22 protein-coding genes are annotated in these 24,722 nt (G+C 54.0%); 8 read left to right on the forward strand and 14 right to left on the reverse strand.

Features of this window, described 5'->3' with window-relative positions:
- Positions 1-31 precede the first annotated feature (31 nt).
- From ACTJI9_RS09095 to ACTJI9_RS09105, 3 genes are all read right to left on the reverse strand, one after another.
- Entirely contained in the window at positions 32-406 is a 375-nt protein-coding gene (locus ACTJI9_RS09095; RefSeq protein WP_440807390.1) for a response regulator, read from the reverse strand.
- The gene (locus tag ACTJI9_RS09100; protein ID WP_440807393.1) at positions 403-3,429 is read right to left on the reverse strand and encodes a PAS domain-containing sensor histidine kinase; all 3,027 of its coding nucleotides are present in this window, start codon (positions 3,427-3,429) and stop codon (positions 403-405) included. The genes ACTJI9_RS09095 and ACTJI9_RS09100 overlap by 4 nt, the downstream gene beginning before the upstream one ends.
- Positions 3,430-3,562: 133 nt before the next feature.
- Positions 3,563-4,231 carry a VOC family protein gene (locus ACTJI9_RS09105; RefSeq protein ID WP_440807396.1) on the reverse strand — a complete coding sequence of 223 codons (669 nt, stop codon included), beginning with the start codon at positions 4,229-4,231 and terminating at the stop codon, positions 3,563-3,565.
- A 218-nt stretch (positions 4,232-4,449) separates the two neighbouring features.
- On the opposite strand from ACTJI9_RS09105, the gene ACTJI9_RS09110 reads away from it, so the two are divergent.
- The 4 genes from ACTJI9_RS09110 (at position 4,450) to ACTJI9_RS09125 (ending at position 9,086) form a co-directional block, all read left to right on the forward strand.
- Complete coding sequence (locus ACTJI9_RS09110; RefSeq protein WP_440807399.1) at positions 4,450-5,739, forward strand: epoxide hydrolase family protein; 1,290 nt, start codon at positions 4,450-4,452, stop codon at positions 5,737-5,739.
- Between the two features lie 61 nt (positions 5,740-5,800).
- Positions 5,801-6,610, forward strand: a complete 810-nt coding sequence (locus ACTJI9_RS09115) for an SDR family NAD(P)-dependent oxidoreductase (protein WP_440807402.1) — start codon at positions 5,801-5,803, stop codon at positions 6,608-6,610.
- Between the two features lie 287 nt (positions 6,611-6,897).
- A complete protein-coding gene (locus ACTJI9_RS09120; protein WP_440807714.1) occupies positions 6,898-7,884 on the forward strand; it encodes a D-cysteine desulfhydrase family protein in 987 nt (328 codons plus the stop codon).
- A 371-nt stretch (positions 7,885-8,255) separates the two neighbouring features.
- On the forward strand, positions 8,256-9,086 hold the full coding sequence (locus ACTJI9_RS09125) for an enoyl-CoA hydratase/isomerase family protein (protein WP_440807405.1): 831 nt from the start codon (positions 8,256-8,258) through the stop codon (positions 9,084-9,086).
- 461 nt (positions 9,087-9,547) lie between these two features.
- Here the strand turns inward: ACTJI9_RS09125 and ACTJI9_RS09130 are convergent, their stop codons facing one another.
- On the reverse strand, positions 9,548-10,102 hold the full coding sequence (locus ACTJI9_RS09130; protein WP_440807408.1) for a VOC family protein: 555 nt from the start codon (positions 10,100-10,102) through the stop codon (positions 9,548-9,550).
- 325 nt (positions 10,103-10,427) lie between these two features.
- Between ACTJI9_RS09130 and ACTJI9_RS09135 the strand changes: the two genes are divergently transcribed.
- Positions 10,428-11,063, forward strand: coding sequence for a DsbA family protein (locus ACTJI9_RS09135; RefSeq protein ID WP_440807410.1), 636 nt, complete (start codon positions 10,428-10,430; stop codon positions 11,061-11,063).
- Between the two features lie 89 nt (positions 11,064-11,152).
- Here the strand turns inward: ACTJI9_RS09135 and ACTJI9_RS09140 are convergent, their stop codons facing one another.
- The 5 genes from ACTJI9_RS09140 to ACTJI9_RS09160 form a co-directional block, all read right to left on the reverse strand.
- Complete coding sequence (locus tag ACTJI9_RS09140) at positions 11,153-11,788, reverse strand: isochorismatase family cysteine hydrolase (protein ID WP_440807412.1); 636 nt, start codon at positions 11,786-11,788, stop codon at positions 11,153-11,155.
- A 37-nt stretch (positions 11,789-11,825) separates the two neighbouring features.
- Positions 11,826-12,353, reverse strand: a complete 528-nt coding sequence (locus ACTJI9_RS09145; protein WP_440807414.1) for a hypothetical protein — start codon at positions 12,351-12,353, stop codon at positions 11,826-11,828.
- 157 nt (positions 12,354-12,510) lie between these two features.
- Positions 12,511-13,500: an enoyl-CoA hydratase/isomerase family protein gene (locus ACTJI9_RS09150; RefSeq protein WP_440807416.1), complete on the reverse strand. Its 990-nt coding sequence runs from the start codon at positions 13,498-13,500 to the stop codon at positions 12,511-12,513.
- 20 nt (positions 13,501-13,520) lie between these two features.
- Positions 13,521-14,006 (reverse strand): RidA family protein, encoded by a 486-nt coding sequence (locus ACTJI9_RS09155; protein WP_440807418.1) that lies wholly within the window; start codon positions 14,004-14,006, stop codon positions 13,521-13,523.
- Positions 14,007-14,017: 11 nt separating this feature from the next.
- Positions 14,018-14,743 carry an SDR family NAD(P)-dependent oxidoreductase gene (locus ACTJI9_RS09160; protein ID WP_440807421.1) on the reverse strand — a complete coding sequence of 242 codons (726 nt, stop codon included), beginning with the start codon at positions 14,741-14,743 and terminating at the stop codon, positions 14,018-14,020.
- 388 nt (positions 14,744-15,131) lie between these two features.
- On the opposite strand from ACTJI9_RS09160, the gene ACTJI9_RS09165 reads away from it, so the two are divergent.
- The gene (locus ACTJI9_RS09165; RefSeq protein WP_440807423.1) at positions 15,132-15,368 is read left to right on the forward strand and encodes a hypothetical protein; all 237 of its coding nucleotides are present in this window, start codon (positions 15,132-15,134) and stop codon (positions 15,366-15,368) included.
- A gap of 214 nt (positions 15,369-15,582) precedes the next feature.
- Here ACTJI9_RS09165 and ACTJI9_RS09170 read toward each other — a convergent pair whose 3' ends face one another.
- Both ACTJI9_RS09170 and ACTJI9_RS09175 read right to left on the reverse strand, forming a co-directional pair.
- Entirely contained in the window at positions 15,583-17,694 is a 2,112-nt protein-coding gene (locus ACTJI9_RS09170; RefSeq protein ID WP_440807426.1) for an ATP-binding protein, read from the reverse strand.
- A 28-nt stretch (positions 17,695-17,722) separates the two neighbouring features.
- A complete protein-coding gene (locus ACTJI9_RS09175; protein WP_440807429.1) occupies positions 17,723-18,382 on the reverse strand; it encodes an MEDS domain-containing protein in 660 nt (219 codons plus the stop codon).
- A 307-nt stretch (positions 18,383-18,689) separates the two neighbouring features.
- Between ACTJI9_RS09175 and ACTJI9_RS09180 the strand changes: the two genes are divergently transcribed.
- Together ACTJI9_RS09180 and ACTJI9_RS09185 are read left to right on the forward strand one after the other, a co-directional pair.
- The gene (locus ACTJI9_RS09180) at positions 18,690-19,364 is read left to right on the forward strand and encodes a type 1 glutamine amidotransferase domain-containing protein (RefSeq protein ID WP_440807432.1); all 675 of its coding nucleotides are present in this window, start codon (positions 18,690-18,692) and stop codon (positions 19,362-19,364) included.
- Between the two features lie 66 nt (positions 19,365-19,430).
- Positions 19,431-19,901: a YybH family protein gene (locus ACTJI9_RS09185; RefSeq protein ID WP_440807434.1), complete on the forward strand. Its 471-nt coding sequence runs from the start codon at positions 19,431-19,433 to the stop codon at positions 19,899-19,901.
- 237 nt (positions 19,902-20,138) lie between these two features.
- Here the strand turns inward: ACTJI9_RS09185 and ACTJI9_RS09190 are convergent, their stop codons facing one another.
- The 3 genes from ACTJI9_RS09190 to ACTJI9_RS09200 form a co-directional block, all read right to left on the reverse strand.
- The gene (locus tag ACTJI9_RS09190; RefSeq protein WP_440807436.1) at positions 20,139-20,453 is read right to left on the reverse strand and encodes an antibiotic biosynthesis monooxygenase family protein; all 315 of its coding nucleotides are present in this window, start codon (positions 20,451-20,453) and stop codon (positions 20,139-20,141) included.
- A gap of 471 nt (positions 20,454-20,924) precedes the next feature.
- On the reverse strand, positions 20,925-21,962 hold the full coding sequence (locus tag ACTJI9_RS09195) for an alpha/beta fold hydrolase (protein WP_440807439.1): 1,038 nt from the start codon (positions 21,960-21,962) through the stop codon (positions 20,925-20,927).
- 758 nt (positions 21,963-22,720) lie between these two features.
- Positions 22,721-24,250 carry an aldehyde dehydrogenase (NADP(+)) gene (locus tag ACTJI9_RS09200; RefSeq protein ID WP_440807441.1) on the reverse strand — a complete coding sequence of 510 codons (1,530 nt, stop codon included), beginning with the start codon at positions 24,248-24,250 and terminating at the stop codon, positions 22,721-22,723.
- Between the last annotated feature and the right edge of the window lie 472 nt (positions 24,251-24,722).

The following is a 24,722-nucleotide window of genomic DNA, read 5'->3' on the forward strand; positions in this document are numbered from 1 at the left end:
ATACTCCTAGTATCATCTGTTCAACAACCTCTTATGAATTCCCAAATGCTAGCCGTAATGCCTTTTCAAGGTCGTCATCACTGAATGGCTTAAACAGACATTCCACTGCCCCAAGATGCTTCAGACGTGCGCGAAGGTTTTCGTCTTTCATCGCCGTAATGAAGATGATGGGGATTTTCCGCCCCTGTAGGGCCAATTCGCCTTGAAGCTCCGGTCCCGTCATTCCAGGCATCGCAACGTCCAATACGAGACAGTCCACCGTGTCGAGAGCCTTGGAACTCAGAAAGGACTCTGCAGAAGCGAAAGCTTCAACCCGAACGCCAAACGATCGCAAAAGATCGGGGAGTGACTCTCGGACCGAGTCATCGTCATCAACAACAGATACAAACGCTGACTGGAACGTCATGACGATCTCCCAAAATATTCGCTGTCCATTGCGTTTGGATTTCCAATCTGAGGGTTTATCGTTTCACTACTGCTGCCATAGGCTGGAACAGAGAAAGCTACGGTTGCGCCGTGGTCATGGTTAGCTTGAGCCCATAGCCTACCGTTGTGATTTGCTATGATTGACCGGCTCACCGACAATCCGATCCCCATTCCGTCCTGCTTTGTCGTGTAGAAGGCGTCAAAAATCCTTTTTGGTTCGTCCGGCGCGAAACCTACGCCGGCATCCTGAACGGAAAGTTGCACTCCTTGGTCTGGAGCATGTTCTGTCTTTATCACCAGGCGTCTGGGGCGGTCCGTCACTGCACTCATCGCCTCAATCGAATTGCGTAAAAGATTCATGATGACTTGCTGAAGCTGTACGCGAGCGCCTCCAACGCGGGGTAGTTTCGGTGTGAACTCGGTTCGCAGCACCACTTTTTCTCGCTGAATTTCGCTTAAAGCGAGTGCTGTGACTTCTGTCGCAATCTCGTTCAAATCCAGCTCCTCAATTAGTGGCGGTTTCTTACTGAACAACGCACGCAGCTTGACAATAACATCGGCAGCGCGGTTTCCGTCTCGAATCGTACGTCGCGCCGTCTCTTGTGCGATTTCAATATTCGGAGGGTCCATGGCAAGCATTCGAAGGCATGTGTCAGCGTTCGTTATTATGCCTGCAAGCGGTTGATTCACCTCGTGTGCAATCGAGGCGGTCAGAACGCCGAGGCTGGTGACCCTGGCCACGTATGCCAACTCGGATCGGGCTTTATTGAGCGCTTCTTCGGCGATACGGTTTTCGGTGATGTCTTGCACAACGCCCACGAGTTCCTGTTCGCCGTATTTGTTTTGCTCGCTGTGTGCAAGAACATGTACGTTCTTGACTGACTCGTCTTGCATCAACAGCCGAATCTCAAAATCAAAATCGCTGAGGCCCGTGCGTGTTTGATCGAGAACCTGCTCTACCAATGCGAGACTATCGGGGTGGAGCCGCCGTAAAAGATCGTCGAGTGTAGCACGAACAGAGGGCACCAAACCGAATATGCGGTATGTCTCCTCTGAACAGGTAACCACATCAGCGCCAATCTTCAGTGAAAAGCTACCTGTTTTACTGAGGCGTTGGGCATCGGCAAGAAATGCTTCGCTCCGCCGTAGCTGCTCCTCGGCACGTTTTCTGTCATCGATGTCGGTTAGGAGACCATACCAGCGGACAATGTTGCCGTCGGCGTCCCTCAGCGGCAGACCACGCAGCTGAAACCAGCGGTAAACGCCATCAAACCTACGGAACCGCGTCTCGTAGTCATAAGGTTCTCCGGTGGCGATCGAGCTCATGAAGTTGTCTATGCACAATTGCAAATCATCAGGGTGGGTTATCCCGTTCGTCGACCAGTCGTTCAAGTCTGCGAGCGGTAGCCGGAAATAATCTAGAATTTGTTGGTTGCCGCCTTCTAACACCCCATCGGGTGAAAAAATGGCTATCATTCCTGCAATGCCATCCACGATAAACCGTGATTCCCGTTCACGCTCGGCAAGTGCCTTTTCGGCCCGCTTTCGGTCTTCAATGTCGATGTTCGTCCCATACCACTTGGTGATTTTGCCTTCGGAATCGTGAAAAGGCGTGGCCCGAAAAAGAAACCAGCGATACTCACCGTGCGAGCTGCGCATTCGTGCCTCAATGTCGAGTGGAGCACCCGATGCTAAACTTGCGTTCCAACTGTTTGTAAACACGTTAGCGTCATCAGGATGAATGATTGACACCCAGCCCCATCCTTGTGCTTGCTCTGAGGTAAACCCAGCGTAATCCAGCCAGCGGTCGTTCAGAAAATCACAATAGCCGTCTGGACGCGTCGTCCATGCGGTGGTCGGCATCGCATTGATAATCTTGCGAAGCCGCAGCTCGCTCTCCTGCAGGGATACTTCGGCCTGCTTCCGTTCATTGATATCAATGTGAAGTGCATACCAGCGAATAATCTGGCCGTTGTCATCCCTGAGCGCATGGCCGCGCACTTGAAACCAGCGATGTTCACCATCGGCTCTCCGTAAACGGACTTCTACATTGTACGGAGTGCCGGTGGAAATTGCTCCTTCGACCGCTTCGATCATACGTGGCATGTCATCAGCATGTACGACGTCAGTCGCAGCCCATTCTCGCAATTCTTCCAGCGTCCGCCCATAATACTGCAACAGATGGCTGTTTATCGCCAAGACCTCGCCGTCTGCATTGAAAACGCCGATGCCGGCAGGGATGCTCTCGGGAATCAGCTGAGCTTCCCGCTCGCGTTCCGCCAGTTCAACCTCCGCCCGCTTTCTGTCATCGATGTCGACGAGTAAATGAAACCACCGCAAGATCTGTCCTCGGGAGTCTCTTAAAGGCAAGCCCAGCACATTGTGCCACCGATATACGCCGTCGGCCCTCAGATGGCGGCTTTCCACATTATATGGGGTGCCGTTCATATGAGCTGCAAGTTGGTCCTGGGCTGTCCTTTGAAGGTCCTCCGGATGCACGACTTCAGTTGCTTTCCAGTCCTTGAGCTCCTCAAGCGACATTCCGAAATAGTTGAGTGCTGGCTGGTTGAGCGCTTCGACGTCGCCCGTCGGTGTGGTGACGGCGACCGGAACAGGAACGCTGTCTATAATGAGCTGAAAATCGCTGGTCTCACTAAGCCTCAACTCGTTCGCCAGACCACACCATTTCAGAGTTAGGCCTGACTCGTCCTTCAGGGGATTGCATTGAAGAACCAGCGACCGCTGTGCGCCGTCGGGTCGCTGGATCGGCATTTCCAGTTCGAAAGGCTCTCCCGTCGATAGATGAGCCTGCCAACTGTCAACCAATCCGGCTGAATTCTCGGGATTGGCTGTCGCTGCCCAGGTCAAGAAGTCAGGCATTTGACCGTTGCTGTTGGTGAACTCAGCCATTCTGTTGTTCATAAAGTCAAATCGTCCGTCCGGAAGGGCAATAAACGCCATTACCGGTAGCATTTCAAGAACCCGGCAGAGTTCCATTCCCATAGCCGTCCCCTTCGCGGTTAGCCGTTTGGCCAACTTAAACTGGTGACAACCCGCGATGTATTATCCAATGGTGTTGGTTGCCACCACCGCCAAGTTGTGCTGGATCCTATGGTCGCGGTGTTTTGGGCTGCGGTCAGGAGGGCAAAGGCTGGCCCGTTTGCTCCTTCCAGATGTAGTCAGCGTACCAGTCCGGCCAGGTTTCATCATGAACTCCGCCGCTCCGTGCCTCGTACTGACCATGTGCTGCCGCCGCGCGTCGAAGCGCGCCGGCAAGATCGATGAATGAAGTAAACGCGGCATTTGCTGCCTCAACCCGCCCAGGCAATCGGGCGGTAACTTCTTGGAATATCCATTCGTTTCCGTCCGGATCGTTGAAAGATGCGAAGGTTGAGTAGCTGCTTCGCGTTGGATGGGTTCCTTTCAGTCTGCCGATTTGGTCGCTGTGATGGAAGACACCGCCAATGTCGTGGAACGGTTCACTTATCTCAATTCCGCGTTCGGCAACCGCTGCATGTGCCGCGATGATATCAGAGACAATGAGATGCAGCCCCCTCGCAGATCCTGGGACAGCTGAGGTAACGCCGTTGCCAAAGATCACAGAACAAGGGGAGCCCGGAGGCGTGAATTGCACGACCCGAAAAGAGTCCTTACCGGAGACGTCCGCATCTAACCTCCAGTGAAGGCTGGCGTAGAAGTCCTTTGCACGATCAACGTCGGCGACCGGAATGACGATGACCTCCAGCTTCATGTCAGGTTGACTATAGCGTTGTGCGGCTTGTTCCGTTCGAATGACCGACGTCATTTCACTCTCCTAAGAACCATTGAACAATTTCTGCGGTTGAACGCGCAGCTGGTGTGGATGATCGCTCACTGGCGCCTGCATGGCTATTATTCGATGGTATTGGTTTGCTGCCCGCAGTGAAACCAATCCTAAGGTATCGGGGATACCATGGTGTAATAGATTCCTTTGGCACGGCAGGCTTTCTTGGTTGCATTCGTTTAAACAGCACGGAGGCAGCCATGTCAGATAGAACTCTACCAACCATCGCCACGTCGACCACCCGCCGCGAACTGCTTGCCGCTACCGCGGCCACTGCCGCTTTGAGCCTTCTTCCCCGTAGCGCTCGTGGCGCGGCTCCCGGCGGAGCAGAAATTCGACAGTTCCATTGCGCTGTATCGCAGAACGATATCGACGAGCTTCGCCGCCGGATCCACACCACGCGGTGGCCGGACCGTGAGATTGTGTCCGATAGATCCCAGGGTGCGCAATTGAACAAATTGAAGCCACTCGTGGAATATTGGGGCTCCGGTTACGACTGGCGCAAGGGCGAAGCAAAATTAAACGCTCATCCGCAATTTATTACCAAAATTGATGGCGTGGACATTCACTTTATTCACGTCAAATCGAAGCATTCGGACGCGCTGCCGTTGATCATGACTCATGGTTGGCCAGGATCGATATTCGAACTCATCAAAACCATCGCCCCCCTTACAGATCCTACTGCCCACGGCGGGACGGGTGGTGACGCATTTCATGTCGTCATTCCGTCAATGCCGGGTTATGGATTCTCGGGAATTCCAAGGGAAACGGGATGGGGACCAGATCGGATCGGTATGGCCTGGCACGAACTCATGATGAGGCTTGGTTACGACCGCTACGTATCCCAGGGCGGGGATTGGGGTGCCGTTATCACCGACAAGATGGCACGCCAGGCACCAAAGGGCCTTCTGGGTATTCACGTGAATATGCCCGCCACTGTTCCACCCGATGTTGCAAAAGCACTGGCGAGCGGCGAGCCAGCTCCTGCAGGTTTGTCCGCGGACGAAAAGGCAGCCTACGAACAAATGAACGCACTTTATACGAAGGGGGCAGGCTATGCCGTGATGATGGTGACCCGGCCGCAGACCATCGGCTATGCGTTGAATGATTCTCCGGTGGGGCTTGCAGCCTGGTACTACGATAAATTCGCTGATTGGACATACAGCGGCGGGGACCCCGAGAAATCTCTGACCAAGGATGAAATGCTGGACGATATCTCTCTGTATTGGTTCACGAGCACTGCCACGTCAGGCGCACGTCTCTATTGGGAGAACAACGCCAATAACTTCAATGCTGTCGATATCTCAATCCCTGCGGCGATTACAGTATTTCCCGGTGAAATTTATCAGACACCCAGGAGCTGGGCCGAGAAGGCTTACCGAAAGCTCATTTACTTTAACAAGGTCGACAAGGGTGGGCACTTCGCTGCTTGGGAGCAGCCCGCATTGTTCACTGCCGAGCTGCGTGCCGCTTTCAAGTCACTGCGCTGACAGTCGGCCAGACCCATTCCATGCGCCGACATTGGCGTAACGTCCATCAGGAGAAAGTACTATGACTACGAACCCGAAAGGCACCGCGCTGATTACAGGCGCATCCTCAGGCATCGGAGCGATCTATGCCGACAGACTGGCCCACCGTGGATTTGATCTCATTCTCGTTGCTCGAGGGCAGGAATCTCTGAATCGGGTTGCCCGTGATATCACGCAGGCGACCGGGCGGACCATAACCACGGTTCGGGCCGATCTCGGCAACAAAGATGACCTTCGAATGATCGAGACAATGCTCCGATCCGATCCGTCAATTACAATGCTTGTAAACAATGCAGGAGTAGGCGCAGTTGAGCCTTTGCTCGAGTCCGATGTGGAGGACATGGAGCGAATGATCGCCCTCAATGTCACTGCTTTGACCCGCCTCGTGTACGCCGCTGCGCCGTCATTTGTTTCGCGGGGAAGGGGAACAATCATCAATTTAGCCTCCGCGCTGGCCATCGCTCCTGAGCTCTTTAACGGTGTGTACGGAGCCACCAAAGCCTATGTGCTGGCCCTTACACTGTCCTTGCATAAGGAATTGGCCGGAAAGCACCTGCAAGTGCAGGCGGTTCTTCCGGGAGCAGTAGCGACGCAGTTCTGGGAAGTGGCCGGGGGTTCTTTGGATCATCTTCCAGAACATATTGTGATGCGGCCCGACAACACTGTAGACGCGGCTCTTGCCGGATTGGACATGGGCGAACTGGTGACGCTTCCTTCCCTCCCGAATGCCGGTGATTGGGAGGCATACGAAGCTGCTCGCCAGACACTTATCCCCCAGTTGTCCAGAAGTGAGCCAGCATCCCGCTACCACACTGTGGCCCTTGCGTCCTAGAAGCTAGCGCGTTTCTGGAATCAGAAAAGTGCCATGAACAAGAAAACGACAGCAAACGCGGCAGAACAAGAATGCGGGAAATTGCTTCCTGTGTTGCCGCGCTGGTGGCATCGAACGCGATTCATCCCACGGGTCCGAATTCGGGGCGGGGATTCTTCTCTCATAATCCATAAACCCGCCAATACCATGCCGGCAGCCAATAGGTTGGAGACTGTATCACCGCTGTCCCGGGGAGAAAGCCAATGCAAACTGCTGATCTGTTAGGGAAATTTCCCCGCGTCTCGTTGATGCAGGGCCGCACACCGATTCAACGGTTGGACCGCCTTGAAGACGTACTTGGCACACGGCGGCAGGAGGTCAGGATTTGGGCCAAGCGAGATGATTTCATGGAGCTGGGCGGCGGCGGTAATAAACTCCGAAAGCTCGAGTTTCTTCTGGGGCAGGCAATATCGGAAAGCTGCAATACGATCATTGCCACTGGAGGGGTTCAGTCAAATTTTGCACGGTTAGCGGCAGCCGCGTGTGCAAAGACCGGGCTCAAGTGTGAGCTGGTGCTCGCGCAAATGGTTCCTCGCCAGAGCGATAACTATCAGAACAACGGTAACGTTTTGCTCGACCAATTGTTTGGCGCACGTGTACACATCCTTTCGCAAGACGAAGACCCCGCGGTGTTAGTCAAACGCCGATCAGATGAAATTGCCGCCGACGGTGGGAAGGCTTTTATAGCCGTGCTTGGTGGTTCAACCCCGATCGGTTGCCTCGGATACGTTGATTGTGCCTTCGAATTGACTATGCAAGCAAAGGAACTCGATATTGTGTTTGACCACATCGTTATTCCGAACGGGAGCGGCGGCATGCATGCCGGTCTTGCTGCAGGAATGGTGCTCGCCGGAGATACTGCAACTAAGATCAGGGCACATACGGTCTTGTCGCCGCGCGAAGCGTGCATCACCGCCACTGCTGATAAGGTCAATGCGATCTTTGATCTCTTGTCGATCGACAAGCGAATTGAGCAAACGGATGTGGAAATCGGCGGCGACGAGCTAGGAGGTGGATATGGCATACCCACCTCTGCCATGGTGGACGCTGTCGGGATGATCGGAAGATCCGAAGGGCTGCTGCTGGATCCGGTATACGGGGGTAAGGCACTTGCAGGTCTGCTTGCCGATATCGACAGCGGCGTAATAGCGCCCCGGTCAAACGTTCTGTTTGTGATGACGGGTGGAATTCCCGGTCTTTATGCCTATTCGGATGTCTTCATGTACCAGCAATGATATCCCGCCTTTTCTTCGCAAACATTGGCTTCTTCCGCCGAAGCGAGGATTGCCCTTTTTGCGCTTAACCATTTTCGCGGTCTCGTTAACCGTTGTCCTTGACGCCTGTCGTTTTGGACAATGGTCAACCCGATACGCCAGGGGGAGGGCGCTCGCGATAGGGCGGTTCCTCTCTGGAAAGACCTTTCTCCGCTCCTTGTACACCCGTCCGGTCGGGATTCGTGGTTCCCAAGACCTGAAGCAGCTGAGTAGGGCGGATGCGGGGTAGAGCGCAATACCTTGGTATAGGCGATACTTTCGTTCAATTGTGGCTTCAGCTCCGTCGGTTCAAGTTTCCCCAATATTCGAGTGTCAGGATTCAGGAGGACCTTATGAACCGCACGTTAAAACCCACGCAGCTCAGGCTTGCCAAGATGTCGCGAGCCTGTTGGCGCGTGACCATCGATCATCCGCCTCTTAATGTCATGGGCGCGGAGATGGTAAAACAATTCCAAGAACTCATCTCCGCCTTGGAGACTGATGCGGATGTCAAGGTGGTAATCTTCGACAGCGCTGTAAGCGGCTTTTTTCTCAACCACTCCGATTTTCTAGCGCCGCTCGACGACATTACCTCATTGCCGCCTGGGACTACTGGACTTCCACCATGGCCTGATTTCCTTATGCGCTTACCCCGGGCTCCGGTGGTTTCAATGGCACTGATCAGAGGACGCGCCACCGGAAACGGAAGTGAGTTGGCGCTCGCCTGCGATATGAGCTTCGCGAGCCTGGAAAAAGCGGTTATTTCGCAGTGGGAAGTAGGCGTTGGTATGGTCGCAGGAGGTGGTCCGATGGCTCGCCTCCCTCAGCTCATAGGCAGAAATCGCGCGCTGGAAGTGTTATTGGGTTCCGACGACATATCCGCAAAACAAGCAGAGGCGTATGGTTATGTAAATCGAGCTCTGCCGGATAGCGGTCTTGACGCGTTCGTCAATGAACTCGCTTCACGTATTGCGAAATTCGACAAGTGGGCGATAGCTAATACTAAGCGCCTCGTTAACACGAGCCTGTCGCCGGACATTGAACTGGGTGCTGGATGGGACGCTTGTATGGCATCTCTGGCGCGTCCCGCAGCACAAACCGGTATCAGGACCCTAATCGATCAAGGTTTCCATAAACCCGGTGATGTTGAGGACCGCCTTGGCTATCACTTGGGCCAGCTCTAGCGATAGCAGAATCCCGACGGAATAGTCGCTTACCCGCAAATCCCAAGGGATGGGCCTAACCTGGCTTGATCATTTTCAGCCTTACTGATGGCGGCAGCTGACGTCAGCAACGCGACATCTCCTTACGACCATTCGCGGCGTTTCTCCATTGGTACGCCATATTGGATGATCATCCAAGAAAAGAACCAATGGACTGGCAGGCGGATCGAACGAGGTTCACAAACGTCCGGTACTGATCGGCGAGCACGAGCGGCTTTCCACTCAACATCCTGGTACCAGTTAGGTGGAGCGCAACGCGCTCCACCTATGGTGTGCTTATGTTTTGGCTAAAAGTCCTTGGGGTAAATCTGGAGAGTGTACGTAGTCTGAGCAGATGTGGCGCCGATACCCGCCTGAAGGTGGCAGGGCGAGCGCCAAAGATGGGCAGCTTGCCCTGACGGGCCGGCCGCCAAGGATGGCGTTCATGCGGGCCCCCAAACGGCATCGTAAAGCTGCGCCGTGAAACTTGTGTCTCCGCGTTGTCCGGGGAGACGCGCGGTCACTTCCTGGAGAGTCCACTGGTTTCCGTCAGGGTCATGGAATGTAGCGTAGGAAGCGTAACTTTTCCTGTCCGGATTAGGACCGCCGACAATATCCTTGCCGTTGGAGTGATGAAAAATCCCTCCGACGTCGTGGAACGGCTCACTCACCCTCACCCCGCGCCGGATCAGGTCGTCACGCGCGGTGAGTATGTCTGAGACCACGAGATGCATCCCCTGTGCGGAACCTGGTGCGGCGGCAGTGATGTTTCGCCCAAACATTATCGAACAGCCGGAACCTATCGGGCTGAATTGGACGATGCGATAGTCCTCTCCCGTAGAATGATCGATGTCGAGCCGCCAGCCCAAGCTTTCGTAGAATGTTTTGGCGCGGTCGGCATCGGAAACCGGGATGACGAGCAGTTCGAGATTCGTAGCTATCGGTTTGATGTTTGAAGTTCCGGTCGGAGGCATTGTATGCAGCGTGGCATTGGTCATGTCGGGCTCCTTTATTGTGACACTCGCCAAGGACTGTCGAGGTTCTTTGCAGGATACCGAGGAGTGCGCAGAGGGATATTAAACCATGGTATGGCCGATACTATAGTATCGCCGAGTAATGTTACGCCGCGGAGCTCCGACTTTAGTGTGTAACTTTCAGCCCGCTGAAACCCATACATTATCCCGTGGAACGGGAGAGTGATCGCCGTGCCTCAGTAATTCACCCGATAGTCGGCAGCATATAAATGCATAGGATCCACTGCAGAGGGCGTCGGTCCTTGTCCGTCGCACAACGAATTGTCCCTGATGAATGGAAGGAAAGATAATGGAACTTGTGTTGGCCGCTGATCCCATGTGCTCTTGGTGCTATGGATTTGGTAAAGAAATGGAGCTGTTACTGCAGCGCCATCCGGAAACGTCCTTGAAGATCGTCCTCGGCGGGCTGCGCGCGGGGGCAACGGACATTCTCGACGACGGGGGCAAGCTTTTCAGACTGCATCATTGGGCAAAGGTCGAAGAAGCCAGCGGGCTTCCTTTCAACCGTGAAGGCGTCCTCGCCAGAACCAATTTTGTCTATGACACCGAACCCGTTTGCCGAGCCGTCGTGGCAGCCCGGGTCCTTCAACCGGAAGCGGAAATTCTCAAAGTCTTTCGTGCATTCCAACATGCCTTCTATGTCGATGCGCTCGATACCACGGATGGCGCGGTGCTTGCGGATGTTGGATCCCGCGCACTCACGCAGCTTGGTCATCCCGTCTCCGCAGAGGAATTTCTTTCAACGTGGAACAAGAGGGGCACCATAGAAGAGACCGCAGCTGACTTCGCGGCGAGCCGTGCCATGGGCGTTTTAAGCTTCCCCGCTCTGTTCATCAAGGAGGGTGACACTCTTCGTATGGTTGGTCAGGGATATGCGCCCGTCGATGAACTTGAGGCGCACCTTTCGGCAATGGTGGCTGCATAGCCGATCGATCTGAGCTCACAACTTTGCCGTTAGGCCACTACCCCTCGGTGCACTGGCGTTCACCGAGGGTAGTGTTAGTTGCGGTCAATCTAGGCGGTGTGGTGTGCCGACAGCGCCGCGACGATATCCTTGGTTTCTATAATTGCGCTCGCATAATTTGGCATATTAATCTCAAGCGCTGCGTGCATCATTTCGTCTGAGTAGTCCGCTATGGCGTCCCTGATAACTGTGACTTCGTAGCCAAGTTCTGCGGCAAAACGCACTGTAGCCTCAATGCAGGTGTGGGCGACCAATCCGATCACAATGAGCTTATGGATACCATGTTTCTTCAACTGCATATCGAGATCGGTATTGGCAAAGCCGCTGGAGCACCAGTGCTCCGACGCGACGATCTCTCCAGGCGCAGGCTCGAACCCGGCACGGAACTCACCGCCCCAAGTGTCATACTCAAAACTCTTGCGATGCCACGCAGCGCGTTGAATGGGCGCTAGGTATTTCCAGTCCTCATAGTCGCCGGGCCGGTATCTGTGGTGCATGGCAAAGAAAACTCGCAGATTGGCACTGCGGGCCGTATTTAGAACCTGCTCCATGTGAGGGACGCAATTGTTTGCTTCAGCTACGGCCTTGATACGGGGCCAGATCTTGCCGCCCTCGGAAATGAAATCGTTGTAGGGATCGACTACCACCAGTCCTGTGATGTCGGGTTCATAAGTCAGCTGTGTCATCGTTATCTCCATATCCTGGACCAGACGCCCTGATGATTCAGTTGTTCCGGCGCGCGGCGCGTTCAATACTGGCTGCGAACAGGGGCGTTTCACCTTGATTGTGGGCGATGGAGGCTGGTTGGCGCTGTGCCCGGAAAAGGTCGAAGGGAATACCCTGACGAGCGAGGAATGCGATCATCTCGTCTGTTGCAAAGGACTGGACCCGATTGGTGAATTCGCAGCGGTGCTCGTCGATTGGCTTTACGCTGAGCTCCCAGGTCACATGAATTGTGGTCCTGCCGTTGGGGGTAAAGACGTCAGAATCAGAATCGAGGATCAAATGGTCTTTCTGACCCAGCGTTTCGATATAATGCTGAACCATCAGGCTGCCGCCAATCGACTCGACGTTGATGGACATCCGTTTGCCGTCAGCAGCGGTGGTGAACCCGGCGGCGATGTGTGCGGGTGAGCAACCCTGGTATTCTTTCTCCGGAAGGGAAAAACACCACTCCGGGATGTCGATCTGCCTAATCGGCGCATTAATGATTGCCGAAAAACTGGAGTCAACGATCTGGTTCTCTTTCATATCAAATCTCCTTGATAGGTTAGCGGCGGCTATCGCCACCGCGGTGGGGGCGTTGAATAGAAGTCATGATTGGTTGTTGACGGCGAAGCTGCGGCTTCGGAGTGTGGCACCCGTTGAAAGGTCCCGTCGGGGCGGGGCAATCGCCGGGACTGTAGTGCTATTTCTCCTGCAAGGTTTCGGTGTAGTAGCCGAGCCTTCCTTCAATGTCAGGGTTGGTCTGTAGTCCCATCTCCATCAATTTCTTGATGTTGGCCTGGGCGGCTGGCCGTTGCACTGACGTGATGAACGCATCCCAGCCGGCACCGATCTCAGGATCGGACGGTAGACTGGCAAAATCGACCAGCCGCTTTGTATCCGCAATCGCCTGACGGTCGAACCCGGAGATGCGCGTTGCCAGGGCGTCGACGAACTTGTCGAGTTCATCGTCAGGAAGCGAGCGGTTAACGTAGCCGTACTTTTCGGCCAGATCTCCATCCACGTCATTCGAACCCAGCAAAACCTCAAGTGCGCGTCCGCGGCCCATCAGCCTCGGTAGTCGTGCCATCGGTCCGCCGCCAGGGACAAGTGCCGCGCCAACCTCCCATTGCGAAAGGATCGCCTTTTCCCGGCTCGCAAACCGCATGTCGCTTGCAAGCGCCAGTTCACTGCCGACGCCAGTGGCACGACCGCGGATCAGACTAATGGAAACGACGGGTGACTTGCTTAAGCGAACCAGCATATCGGGCAGGGGGTGAAGCCCGGTTGGTCCCGAGGCAAGTCCCGTTGATTCCGCGAGCGGCGGCGTGAAGTTATAGTGCGTAAGGAAAAAGTCCGGCACTGCACTGTCAAAGACGACCACTTTCACATTGTCATCAGATTCGATCGCAGAGATGACTTTTTCGAACTGCGGAATTGTTTCGGGCCCGAATATGTTGAACGGCGGATTGTTGATTGTCACGCGCCAGTAAGTAGGCGTCCGCTTCTCGAGCTTGACTTGCGACTGATTGCCATTCGCCTTTTGCGTACCTTCCGCTTTCGCAAGGATTGCCGACGGCCCAGATAGCGCCAACACCGCAAGCATAAGCAACGCCGCTGCGCTGAGGAACTTCGATGTTCCAATCAGGAAATTCAAACCATGATTGGACCCGCCATTGTGTTTAATGTTCATGATAGCCTCCATGTACAGGGTTAGCGAGGTGCTCGGGGGGATTCGAGCTCGAATACGAGTTCGATTTCGATAGGCATTCCCAACGGTACGCTGGCCACGCCCAGAACGATGCGGGGTGGAACCTTGTCGGGGCCAAAAACCTGCAGCAGAAGCTCGGATGCTCCATCTGCGACTTTTGGATGCTCCAGAAAGTCTTCGGTCGCCGCAATATAAACGCCGAGCTTCGCGACGGTCCTGATTGAGTTCAAGGTGCCTAGGTAAGCCTTCGCCGCGGCAAGTCCACTGAGGCAGGCGGTTCGCGCTGCGTCATAGCCCTCGATGACTGAAAGATCCCTTCTTATGCGGCCTATATATTTCGGGTCGTGTCCAATCACAGGAAGCATTCCGCTCAGGAACAGCAGTGAACCGCATTGGACAGCCTCGACATATGCCCCAAACGGAGTTGGTTCTGGCGGGAGTTCGATCGCCAGCTCTACCAGGCGGCTCTCCGGGCCGTTCTTCGGCATAACGGCAGCGCTTACCATTTTCCCAGATGTGCGCCGTTGTCGACGTGCAGCACCTCCCCGGTAATGTGTGCGGCTTCCGTTAAGAACATCACAGCGTCAACAATGTCCTGAACAGGTGATATCTCACCCATTGGAGACAGCGATCTCAGGAAATCCTGCGGGTCGTTCGCGTGCATCGGGGTGTCGACTATTCCCGGCGCAACGCAGTTCAACCGGATGTTTTCCGTTGCAAACTCCAATGCAAGATTTCTAGTAGCCGCTTCGATTCCACCTTTGGTGATCATGGCAACAGAAGCATTCACGCCTGCGATGGGATGATCGGTCAGCGACGTCGTTATGCTGACGATGCTTCCTCCTGTTTTTTGTCGGAGCATCTGGCTGATCGCGTGTTTGGTGAAGTGGATGAAACCTTCGATGTTGGTAGACGACAATTGTCTGAAATCTTCGATGGTGAACTCCAAAAACGGCTTCGTCAGGAAAATACCGGCATTGTTCACAAGGGCATCGATTGATCCGAACCTTTCGATGGCGACGTTTGACACGCGCTCAGCAGTCTCGGGATCGCCAACATCACCGTCGATAAGCTCCAGTCGATGCGAACGAACAAGTCCTCCGGCATGGCTGACCCGTCGCGAGGTTGCTACGACGTTGTATCCGCTCTTTAAAAAGAAGTTCACCAGTCCGGCACCTATGCCTTGTGATGCTCCTGTTATCAGGACCGTTTTGTGCCCAGTCATCGCCGTCTCCCTTGTATGGAACGCGAGTTCGTCCGCTCCTCCTAAAGAAGACCGAGAACGTCCAAGCCGTAGATTTCCGTTGAATTGGCCAGCGCCAATGAAGCCTGAGCATCCAGCAAAAAGAACCAGCCGTATATTGTACCAAAGTGTCGCCGACACCTTGGTATCGGTTCGGCATGGCTTGATTGACGCTGTTTCGGACTGCCTTGTTTTCATTGGGCCGTCCGACAGGCGTCCTCTCTCAGCCCACGTTAATCGAGCGTGACCGGCAGGCGGTGCCCCGTTCAAAGTTCGTTAATTCCACAAGCGTTCCGGTATTACCGATGCAACTCGTGCCGCTGACCAGTTGTTTCCGTTGCGGCTGGACCTGATCAAACCAGCGGCATTTATGCCTGTTTTAAAGAATGCAAATGGAAGGGACTTTAATGCACGGATATGTTCGACAACGCTTTTAGTCGCCCTTGCGGGTTCAGCATCGCTTGCCATCGTAATGGGTGTCGGCCGATTTGCTTTCACGCCGATCATGCCGATGATGCTTTACGATAGTGCGCTCGAGCTGGGCCTTGCGGATAAATGGCAACTGCGAACTTTCACTGCCACAAGCCTCTTCGCAATGAATGAGTGAGGTGAATCCGGCCCGAGAATCAGGAAAAATACATCGGCTTTTAACTCTATCTTCGTTCTCTGGCCATCTACGTTACCAGCGTATCACACCGTGAAAACCAAATGAGCTGGGGGAGCAAAAACTCGGCTTGCTTCTGTGGAACCAAGCCGGCACCGATATTGCAGATATCATGTGAGGACGAATGGCTGCCTTGTCGATGTCAATTCTCCAGGCGCTAATCACGTCGAGGTTGAGTATTGTCCGACCGATAGGGAATAGAGAACCCGAAAGTGGCTCCCCCGGCAGGATTGGATATGCCCCAAATTCTTCCTCCGTGCGCTTCGACAATAGAACGGCTGACTGACAAGCCGATACCCATACCCTTGGCCTTTGTCGTATGGAACGGATCAAACAGCCAGGCTATGTCGGCGCTGGCAATACCGGGTCCTGTATCCTCGACAGTGAGCAGCACCTCCTCGTCGCTGCCGACTGCAGTGCGGACGAGAATGTCGCGAGCTCCTTGCGATATTTCCGCCATTGCATCGATGGAGTTGCGAATCAAATTCATTATCACCTGCTGAACCTGTACCCGATCCGCCCCGATAAACGGCAGCGCTTGGGAGAGTTCCGCGCGCAAAGATATACGTTCGCGCTGGATATCGTTTGCGAAAAGAGCAATCACTTCCCGCGCAGCATTGTTAAGGTCGAATAATTCGATTGTCGAAATACCCCGCAGAAACAGCGTCTTCAATCGTGTAACCACGTCTGCCGCTCGGTTCCCGTCGCGTATTGTCCGACGTGCGGTCTCTAGTGCCCCTTCTATATTCGGCGGGGTTGCAGATAGCATACGAAGAGCCGTGCTGGCATTCGTAATGACGCCAGAAAGAGGTTGATTGACCTCATGCGCGATCGCTGCGGCCATCGTGCTAAGACTCATCACACGAGCGATTTGCGTCAGTTCAGACCGTAACTTATCGCGGGCCGCTTCCGCCACTCTTTGGGCGGTGACGTCCTGTACCGCGCCAATACACTCCGTTGATCCGTCAAGATGTCGAACTATCCTGCCGACGACTCTGACATGCTTTATGGAGCCGTCCACCTGCAATCTGATCTCATAATCGGGATTATCGCCCCCGGAACGTACGTCCGCCATCTTGACTGCAAGGAGTGGAAGATCCTCTTCGTATACTCTGCCGGCTATCAGGTCGAAATCGATAACTGTGCCGTCCTTAAAGCCAAAGATGCGATTCATTTCGCTGGAGAACGAGAGCTTATCTGTATCGACTTGCCAGGAAAATGTCCCCGTCTGGCTTATGCGTTGCCCTTCCGCCAACAATAAATCGCTGCGCTGTACTCTTTCTTCTGCAACCTTTCTCGCAGTGACGTCCGTCACTGCACCTATGAATTCCGGTTCTGCCGTCTCCTTGCTTATGTTCTGCAAAACAACATGGACATATTTTACACTGCGATCCGGCATGAGCAGCCGGTGTTCCATATCCACATTAGCGCCGAGCTGCGCCGCACGTTCCACCAACTCCCGAAGCATTGGCAAGTCGTCTGGGTGGCATCGATCGAGCATCAATTCTACGCTGGGCTTCTGCGTATCAGGATATCCTGCGATCCGGTACGCTTCTTCAGACCAGAATATATCCCGTGTCGATGGTTTCCACCAAACGCTGCCGGTTGCGGTCAGACGTTGCCCTTGCGTTAGAAATGCCGCGCTTCGTCGCGACGTGAGCTCGCTGTTCCGCAACGCCTCCTCGGTCTGTCTCCGCTCAGCGATCTCCGTGCGCAATGCAACATTGAGTGCATCAAGTTCTGCGGTTCTTTCAACGACGCGGCGATCAAGTTCTGCTGCGATATTTCGCTGTTCAAGGAAGCGTACGGCTTCGCTAGTCGCCATCGCTACCTGATTTGCTGCAATATTTAGGATAAGCGTGTCCTGCTGGGTGGGGAATGAGGCGCTTTTGGTACCCGCCACCAAGATTCCTGCATTGCTATGAAGACCCAACTGCACCAGAACTGTTGAATAAGACTTTGACTCTAGCTGCAACGTAGCAAAGCGTGGCCAATGGGGAGGGGCACTATCAAATTCACTATAGAGATACTCTCCAAATCGACCCGCGTCGCTGAAGTTATTTATACCTGGCAAACGGGCAAACTCTAAATCGGCGTTGCCTTGCGGCGACGGTAGGCGCAGATAGAGGAAGTCGACGTTCATTATGGCGTCGACTGCATCGAGCAGAGTATTTCCGATCAATGTGACGTCGCCGCCATTCCAGATCGAAGGAAGGGCGGTCAGTGTTATGAGATCGTTCATACAACGGCGGAGTTTTTTGATTTCCAACGCCGCAGCGCTTTGTGTTGCGGAACCTTCAGCCAGTTGCGTCAAGTAACTCTTCCCCTGCCATATGTCCCGTCCCCAACTCCTTCAAAAATTCTGCAGGTGGAATGTAAAACGGGTTTGCATGTAACACGCCACCGACTACAGCCAAAGGGTGGGTGCGCAGGATGGCGATTATCGTTTCACCACTAAACTTTGCCAGATCATATACGCAGATCACTACGTCGTCGTGCTTGCTCCAGACCTCATTTATGCGTGACTCAAACTCGATAAGATCCAGCTTGGGAACGTCTGCGTCGGCCGCCCAATCCATATTGCAAACTATCCGACTCAGCGGAAAAGGGCCCTCAGCGTTACCGCTAGCCAATCCTTCAAATTTTTGCAGCAACCGGCCTTGGTCGAAGCGGCCATTTGGAAGATAGGCTTCCAGCGCTGTTTGGACTTCAAGTTGACCAGTTTGTTCTGCCAGAACTGTATCAATCCCCACGCAACGCAGTCGATGCATATGGTTTTCGCGTTGTCCAGGCTTGATGAGATGAACCGCTTTATGGCCGCAGTCAAATCCGTCACAGATGAATGGCTCGAGAACCCGATAGGCTTCATCGTCGCCGTTAAAGAACGCACATGCGTGTCTGTTTTGGCCGAGTTCCGAGCCGGCGAAGCGAATAGCGTTCAAGTTTTCTTTTGTCACCGCTTTCTATCCCTCCCAATCGGCAACTGGTGCGGAAATTGGTCACTCGATCGTCCCCACCGACTGCTCTCGTCTACGTACCGTAACAAATCCAAAATCATCGTGTTATTCGTGGAATGTCACCCAGGGCTTCTAACGGTAGTGAGCTACCAGATGGCCATTTGGCGACACCTTAGTACAATAGTTCATCTCTTACGTATTAGCTATCGTCCTTTTGTTGCAATTGGTTTGGCGTATCGCGGGCCAATTCCCAGAACACCGGCAAGCTTTGAAGCGGCCGTGAACATTTCAACATAAAGGAAAGCCGATGAGCAAGATTTTGATGGTTTTAACGTCCCACGACCGTTTGGGAAACACTGGAAGGAAGACTGGATTTTGGCTCGAGGAATTTGCCTCACCGTACTACGTCTTCAAAGATGCCGGGGCTGACCTGACCGTAGCATCGCCGAAGGGCGGGCAACCTCCAATTGATCCAAAAAGTGATGAACCCGGCAATCAAACCGCTTCGATGGCCCGATTCAAAGGCGATAAAGAGGCCCAGGCGGTTCTCGCCAATACAGTTAAGCTTGAAACTATCGACGCGGGCGATTTCGATACGGTCTTCTATTCCGGAGGTCACGGTCCCATGTGGGATCTCGTCGACAACAAGAAATCCATTTCGCTCATCGAGAGTTTTTATAACTCCGGAAAACCCGTTGCCGCAGTTTGCCACGCCCCTGCTGTTTTTCACCATGTGAAATATCAAGGTGAGCCGCTGGTCAAGGGCAAGCGTGTGACAGGATTTACCAACTCGGAAGAAGCGGCGGTGGATCTTACCGATGTAGTTCCGTTTCTTGTCGAAGATGACCTCAAGCAAATGGGTGGTCTGTTTGAGAAGGTAGCCGATTGGGGAAGCTTTGCCATCACGGATGGACGGCTTATAACCGGCCAGAATCCCGCGTCGTCCACCGCCGCAGCGCAAGCCCTGTTGATGCTTCTTTAATCAGAGATGCTTGTAGGCAATCCAATTGGGCCTATCTGATTGGATTGCCGGGCAGGAGGTACTTCCATGGACGCAATTTATAACGAAATAGACGGCTCGGAAGCCACAGCTGGCGACGGCAGCGCGATGGATGCGCTCGTCGAATTCTATCGAGCCTTCAATGGTGGTGACACTTTAGGCCTTCAGGCCAATTGGATTGAGGGCGAGGCCGCCAGCATGGACAATCCCATCGGCGGCATCCGACGCGGCTGGGACTCTATAGGTGAGGCCTATTCGAAGCTCTTTGGCGGAAGTGCGAAGGTTTCTGTTACCTTCCACGATTTTACCAGTCAGGGAGACACGAACTGGCACTTGTTTGTGGGCCGGGAACGCGGGATATGCAAGACGCCCAGTGAAACATTGGACTTGGCTTTTCGAACGACAAGGTGGTTTATTAAAACGAGCGCTGGGTGGCGGCAGCTTCACCATCATGGTTCGGTAGAAGATCCTAAATTGCTTGCTGACTATCAGAGAATTATTTTCGGTAAAACTTCTTAGAGCCTCGCCGAAAATAGAGTTGAGTGATCGGGCCGATCCTAAATGGAAGCGCCATGTGGAGCCCGACCAACCGAAACGAACACGAGAACAATTAACATGGCAATGGCCCGGACAATCATCCGGGCCATTTTCTCATTGGGGATCGACTACTGTTCCGGCGAGTGGCGCAGCCTTAGCCCAAGCCGATAATGGCGCTGCCGTCAGATAATGGTTTCATCGTGTGAACAGATAGGACTGCTATACGGAAGGAGAGAACGCACGCTCGACACGGTACATCCCGGGCTCAAATGTGGAGAAACCCAGCGCTTCCTTGAGGTAGGGCAGCGGCCTAGGATCGGCACGCATGGCCTCGTAGTCGGCGGCGCTTCTCCACCTCGCATACATGGCGACTTTGGTACCGTCGACACTTTTGTGCAGAGCTGCTGAAATGAAGCCAGGCGCTTGATCCACCACGCCGCTCGTTGCGGATGTCAAAAGATCCACAAGCCTATCTTGATCGCCCGGGCTGACGGTAAAGACGTTGATCATTACGATGCTTTGGTCATCGGTCATTGGTATATTGCTTTCGTTTATCTTGTGATTTTTCGGCCGCTCGTTCACGGCTGTTCCGCACACATGGGGATAAATAGTTTCGAAGACAATCCATTGAGGCCAGTAGAGCGTCAGTGAGCAGCGTCATGCTTCACCTGTTACGCCGTTTTGTCATGCCCAACACGACCACGCGTCCGTGACGCTCTAGCCGCAGACACCTTCGCGAAATCATCGATCCGATCACTTAGCCCTATTCTCGGACAGACTCTTAGGAACGGATTTGGTCGTGATCCAGACAGCAGCGGGCCCTTGTTAAATGGGGCAGGCCGTCGTCAAAATCACGGGCGTCGTAATCTAATGATCAAGCATTTGTAGGGCCCTGTCATCTTCGTTAGTTGATTGGGTCTTAGTCCCGGAGAGTACCGTGAATCTCCGTGTCCGAAGGGGGCACCGAGAAAAACGGTACCCCAAACATCGTGACACAATCGCAGGCTATGCCCACGAGTCTACATCTATAATGGCTTGAGCGAATGCTTCCGGCGCTTCCTGCGGAAGGTTGTGGCCAATGCCATTCGATATAAGACGGTGTTCGTACTTCCCTTTGAATTTCTTCGCGTAGACCTTCGGGTCGGGGTGCGGAGCGCCGTTCGCGTCGCCTTCGAGTGTGATAGTCGGTACTGTGATGTCCGGAGCGTTCGCAAGCTTCGTTTCCAATTCATCGAAGCGGCGCTCACCTTTTTCCAAGCCCAGACGCCAGCGATAGTTGTGAATGACTATATCAACGTGATCGGGACTAGTGAACGCTGGTGCGCTTCTTTCAAATGTGGCGTCATCGAATCGCCAATGCGGCGAGGCAAGCTTCCAGATGAGTTTTGCAAAGTCATTGGTGTATTTGGCATATCCTTCACGTCCACGCTTTGTCGCGAAATAATATTGGTACCACCATTGCAACTCAGCTTGTGGGGGCAAAGGAGTCGCCCCGGCCATCTGGCTTCCGATGAGGTAACCGCTCACTGAGACGAGTGCCTTGCAGCGGGTCGGCCAGAGAGCTGCCATTATGTCCGCGGTCCTCGCACCCCAATCGAACCCACCGATTGTTGCACGATCAATCTTCATCGCATCCATGAAGTTTATCATGTCCATGGCGAGCGCCGCCTGCTGTCCGTTTCGCTTAGTCTTCGGCGAGACAAACGTAGTGCCACCATAGCCGCGTAAGTACGGAATGAAGACTCGGTAACCTTTTGCCTCCAAGATGGGCGCGACCTCACTGAAGCTGAAGATATCATATGGCCAGCCATGCAGCAGTAGAATCGGGGAACCATCAGTTGGGCCAATATCGGCGTACTCCACGTTCAAGTCGCCGGCCTTTATCTTCTTTACATTCTGAAAGGTGGCGGCTGGTTGAGGTTTTTCTTGGCCGGTTGCGTCGGTTGCAACGCCGGCCACGCCCGTAATTCCTGCAGCCGAAAGAGCCAACGTGATTGCGCCGAATGAACGTCGGTTTAAATTATTGATCTGAAACTCTTGCATCGCCATGCTCCAATTGATTGAGGGAGGACAGTCGCGACCTTTCGGGCGAAGCTGCTGATCTTCAATCGCTCGAAACGGCGATAAATTCTATTATACGATGGTGTTGCGATTGTTGCCACATTCGTAGATGCCACAGAATAGGTGCAACTGCACGAGGACGGAGCTTAGTACCGGGCCACACTCAAAGCAGCGTACCTGCCCTCATCGAGGGTAAACAAAATAGAACAGGGTATCGGCTTCTGAGACAAAATTATCGCCACGATTGACGAAACCGCCTGAGTTATGATGTCGGAGGGGAAACGTGAGCTTACTGCTCAACACATTGTTGAGAAAGATGGCCAACGCGGACATTCACTAACTTGTCGGTAAAGTTTGATTCTTGCTTCGTTAGAAGTATCTGTCATCTGGCCAATCAAACGGCTAAAAAAGAGGCCGCTCACAGGGAGAGCGGCCTCAACGGAACAAAGTCCGAAACGGCATTGGGGAGGAGCTGCCGTCTGGAAGAACCATAATTCAACGGAATTTTTGCCGTAATTATACTTTGGTTTCGGTTTCGATAGGCACGGCCGAAAACTCCCGCTCGGGGACCACACCGGCTAGCGAAATGGTGTCGAAGACTAGCTCCAAATAGGGAAAATCCTGCCATTGTTATCAGAGCAACTACTGCGTGAGGCGGCGAAGGCAGCAGGAAGCCGTTCGTACTCGACGAAACCATAGGAAAGCAAATTAGCCACGACGCAATCGTACTGTCGGAGACGTTATAACTGTCGGAGCGGTTCCGGAAGCAGTTCCATCGGGAAGTCCTGATAAGAGACTGGTCGTAAGAACCGATAGATTGCCAAAGTGCCAACTGAGGTCGATCTGCCGTCCGAAGTCGCGGGGTAGGGCCCTCCATGAACCATCGCCGGCGAGACTTCGACACCGGTCCCGAAGCCATTAACAAGTAGGCGACCAGCAAGCAGTTCCAACGTTGGGATCATCTTCGAGGCGGCCTGAACGTCGCCTTCGTCCAGATGCAGAGCAATCGTCAACTGACCTTCCAAGGATCCAATAACGTTCTTGAGCTCTGCTTCATCTTGGCAGCGGACGACCAATCCTGAGGCGCCGAATACCTCATCCTGCAGGCTAGGTTCCGCCAGAAACGCGGCTGCCGTTGTTTCAAAAAGGAACGCTGGGGCTTGACGGGGCGTTCCACCCATTCCCGCGGCGACCTGTGACACCGAGGAAGATGCCGTCAGCTTGGCGACGCCCTTGTAATAGGCTTCGCAGATGCTGGCGGACAGCATGGTTTGAGCATGAGATTTTACGAGGGCTGAAGTGGCTGTTGCGATGAAGGCATCAAGCCCTGTATCGTCAATGGCAATGACGAGGCCAGGATTCGTGCAGAACTGGCCGGCCCCCAGCATTAGCGATGACGCGAACGAATGTCCGATCTCAGCTCCCCGATGGCGCAATGCATTCGGATAGAGGATGACTGGGTTAATGCTGCTCATCTCCGCATAAACCGGTATTGGCTGCTTCCGTTCCGAGGCGATCTTCATGAGCGCAGTACCGCCCCGGCGCGAGCCGGTGAAGCCGACAGCACGTATCTGGTGGTCGGCTACCAAAGCCTGCCCAACCTCATAGCCCGAATCGTAGAGCAGTGCGAAGGTGCCCGGTGGAAACCCGCAGGCTTTGACAGCATCAACGATCGCACTACCAACCAAGGCAGATGTTCCCGGATGCGCGGAGTGGGCCTTGACGATCACAGGACAGCCGGCGGCCAGAGCGGACGCGGTGTCACCCCCAGCTACCGAGAAGGCAAGCGGGAAGTTCGATGCTCCAAACACTGCAACGGGTCCAAGGGCGATGTTGCGTAGCCGAAGATCCGGCTTGGCGGCGGGCTTCCGATCAGCGTCCGCCGGATCAAAGCGGAGCTCTTGAAAGTTGCCTTCGCGAACCTCGTTGGCGAATAGTTGAAGCTGCCCCACGGTTCGGTCGCGCTCGCCTTCAAGGCGTCCACGCGCCAGGCCAGTTTCATCTAATGCTCGAAGGATTAGAGTGTCGCCGAGTTCGAGGATGCGTTCCGCAATCGCTTCGAGGAAATACGCACGATCTTTGAGGGATATCTCCTTGTATATCGGGAAGGCTTCCCACGCCAAAGCCGTGGCTTTTTCCACTTGCTCTTTTGTGGCACCCCCGAAGGATGGTTCCATGAGCATGCCGTTGGCGGGGTTGACCGCGGAGAAAGCCTCTGCCGCTCCCCGGATGCCCGCGCCACCGATCAAAAGGTCACCGGAGATTTTCATGTGTTCTTACCAACCATCATTTGTGAATTCCCTACAGATTGGACAGGAGATATTTGAAGGTAATTGACGAGCGCGAGATGACCTCAAATAGGTATTGATGGTCTTCTTGCCAACCTATTGCACGCAAAAGTATGATTATTGCAGCGAATTTAAACATCCGTCAGCAATTCCAGGTATCGAAAGATGTCTGGACAGGTGCTGTCGTTGTCGTTCCTGCCATTTTTGACAGCTTCATCAGTCGAGTGTCAAAATCCACGATTCAGTCACGGCTCCCGTCCTGAACGTCCAAACGAGAGTAGTTTCAGGGCACAAGTTCGTGCTCCAATGTTGACCTAGTCAATGAGAGTTGAGAGAGGCTGCCGCCTCGTCCAACGGAAACTATAACGCTAAAGCCCACCAACGATATTATACCAAAGTGTCTATAAGGCGGCCTCACAACATAGACCAAGGTACAATAGACGTACGACACGGC

This window comes from Phyllobacterium sp. 22552, from assembly GCF_052044585.1.
GTDB classification, from domain to species: domain Bacteria; phylum Pseudomonadota; class Alphaproteobacteria; order Rhizobiales; family Rhizobiaceae; genus Phyllobacterium; species Phyllobacterium ifriqiyense.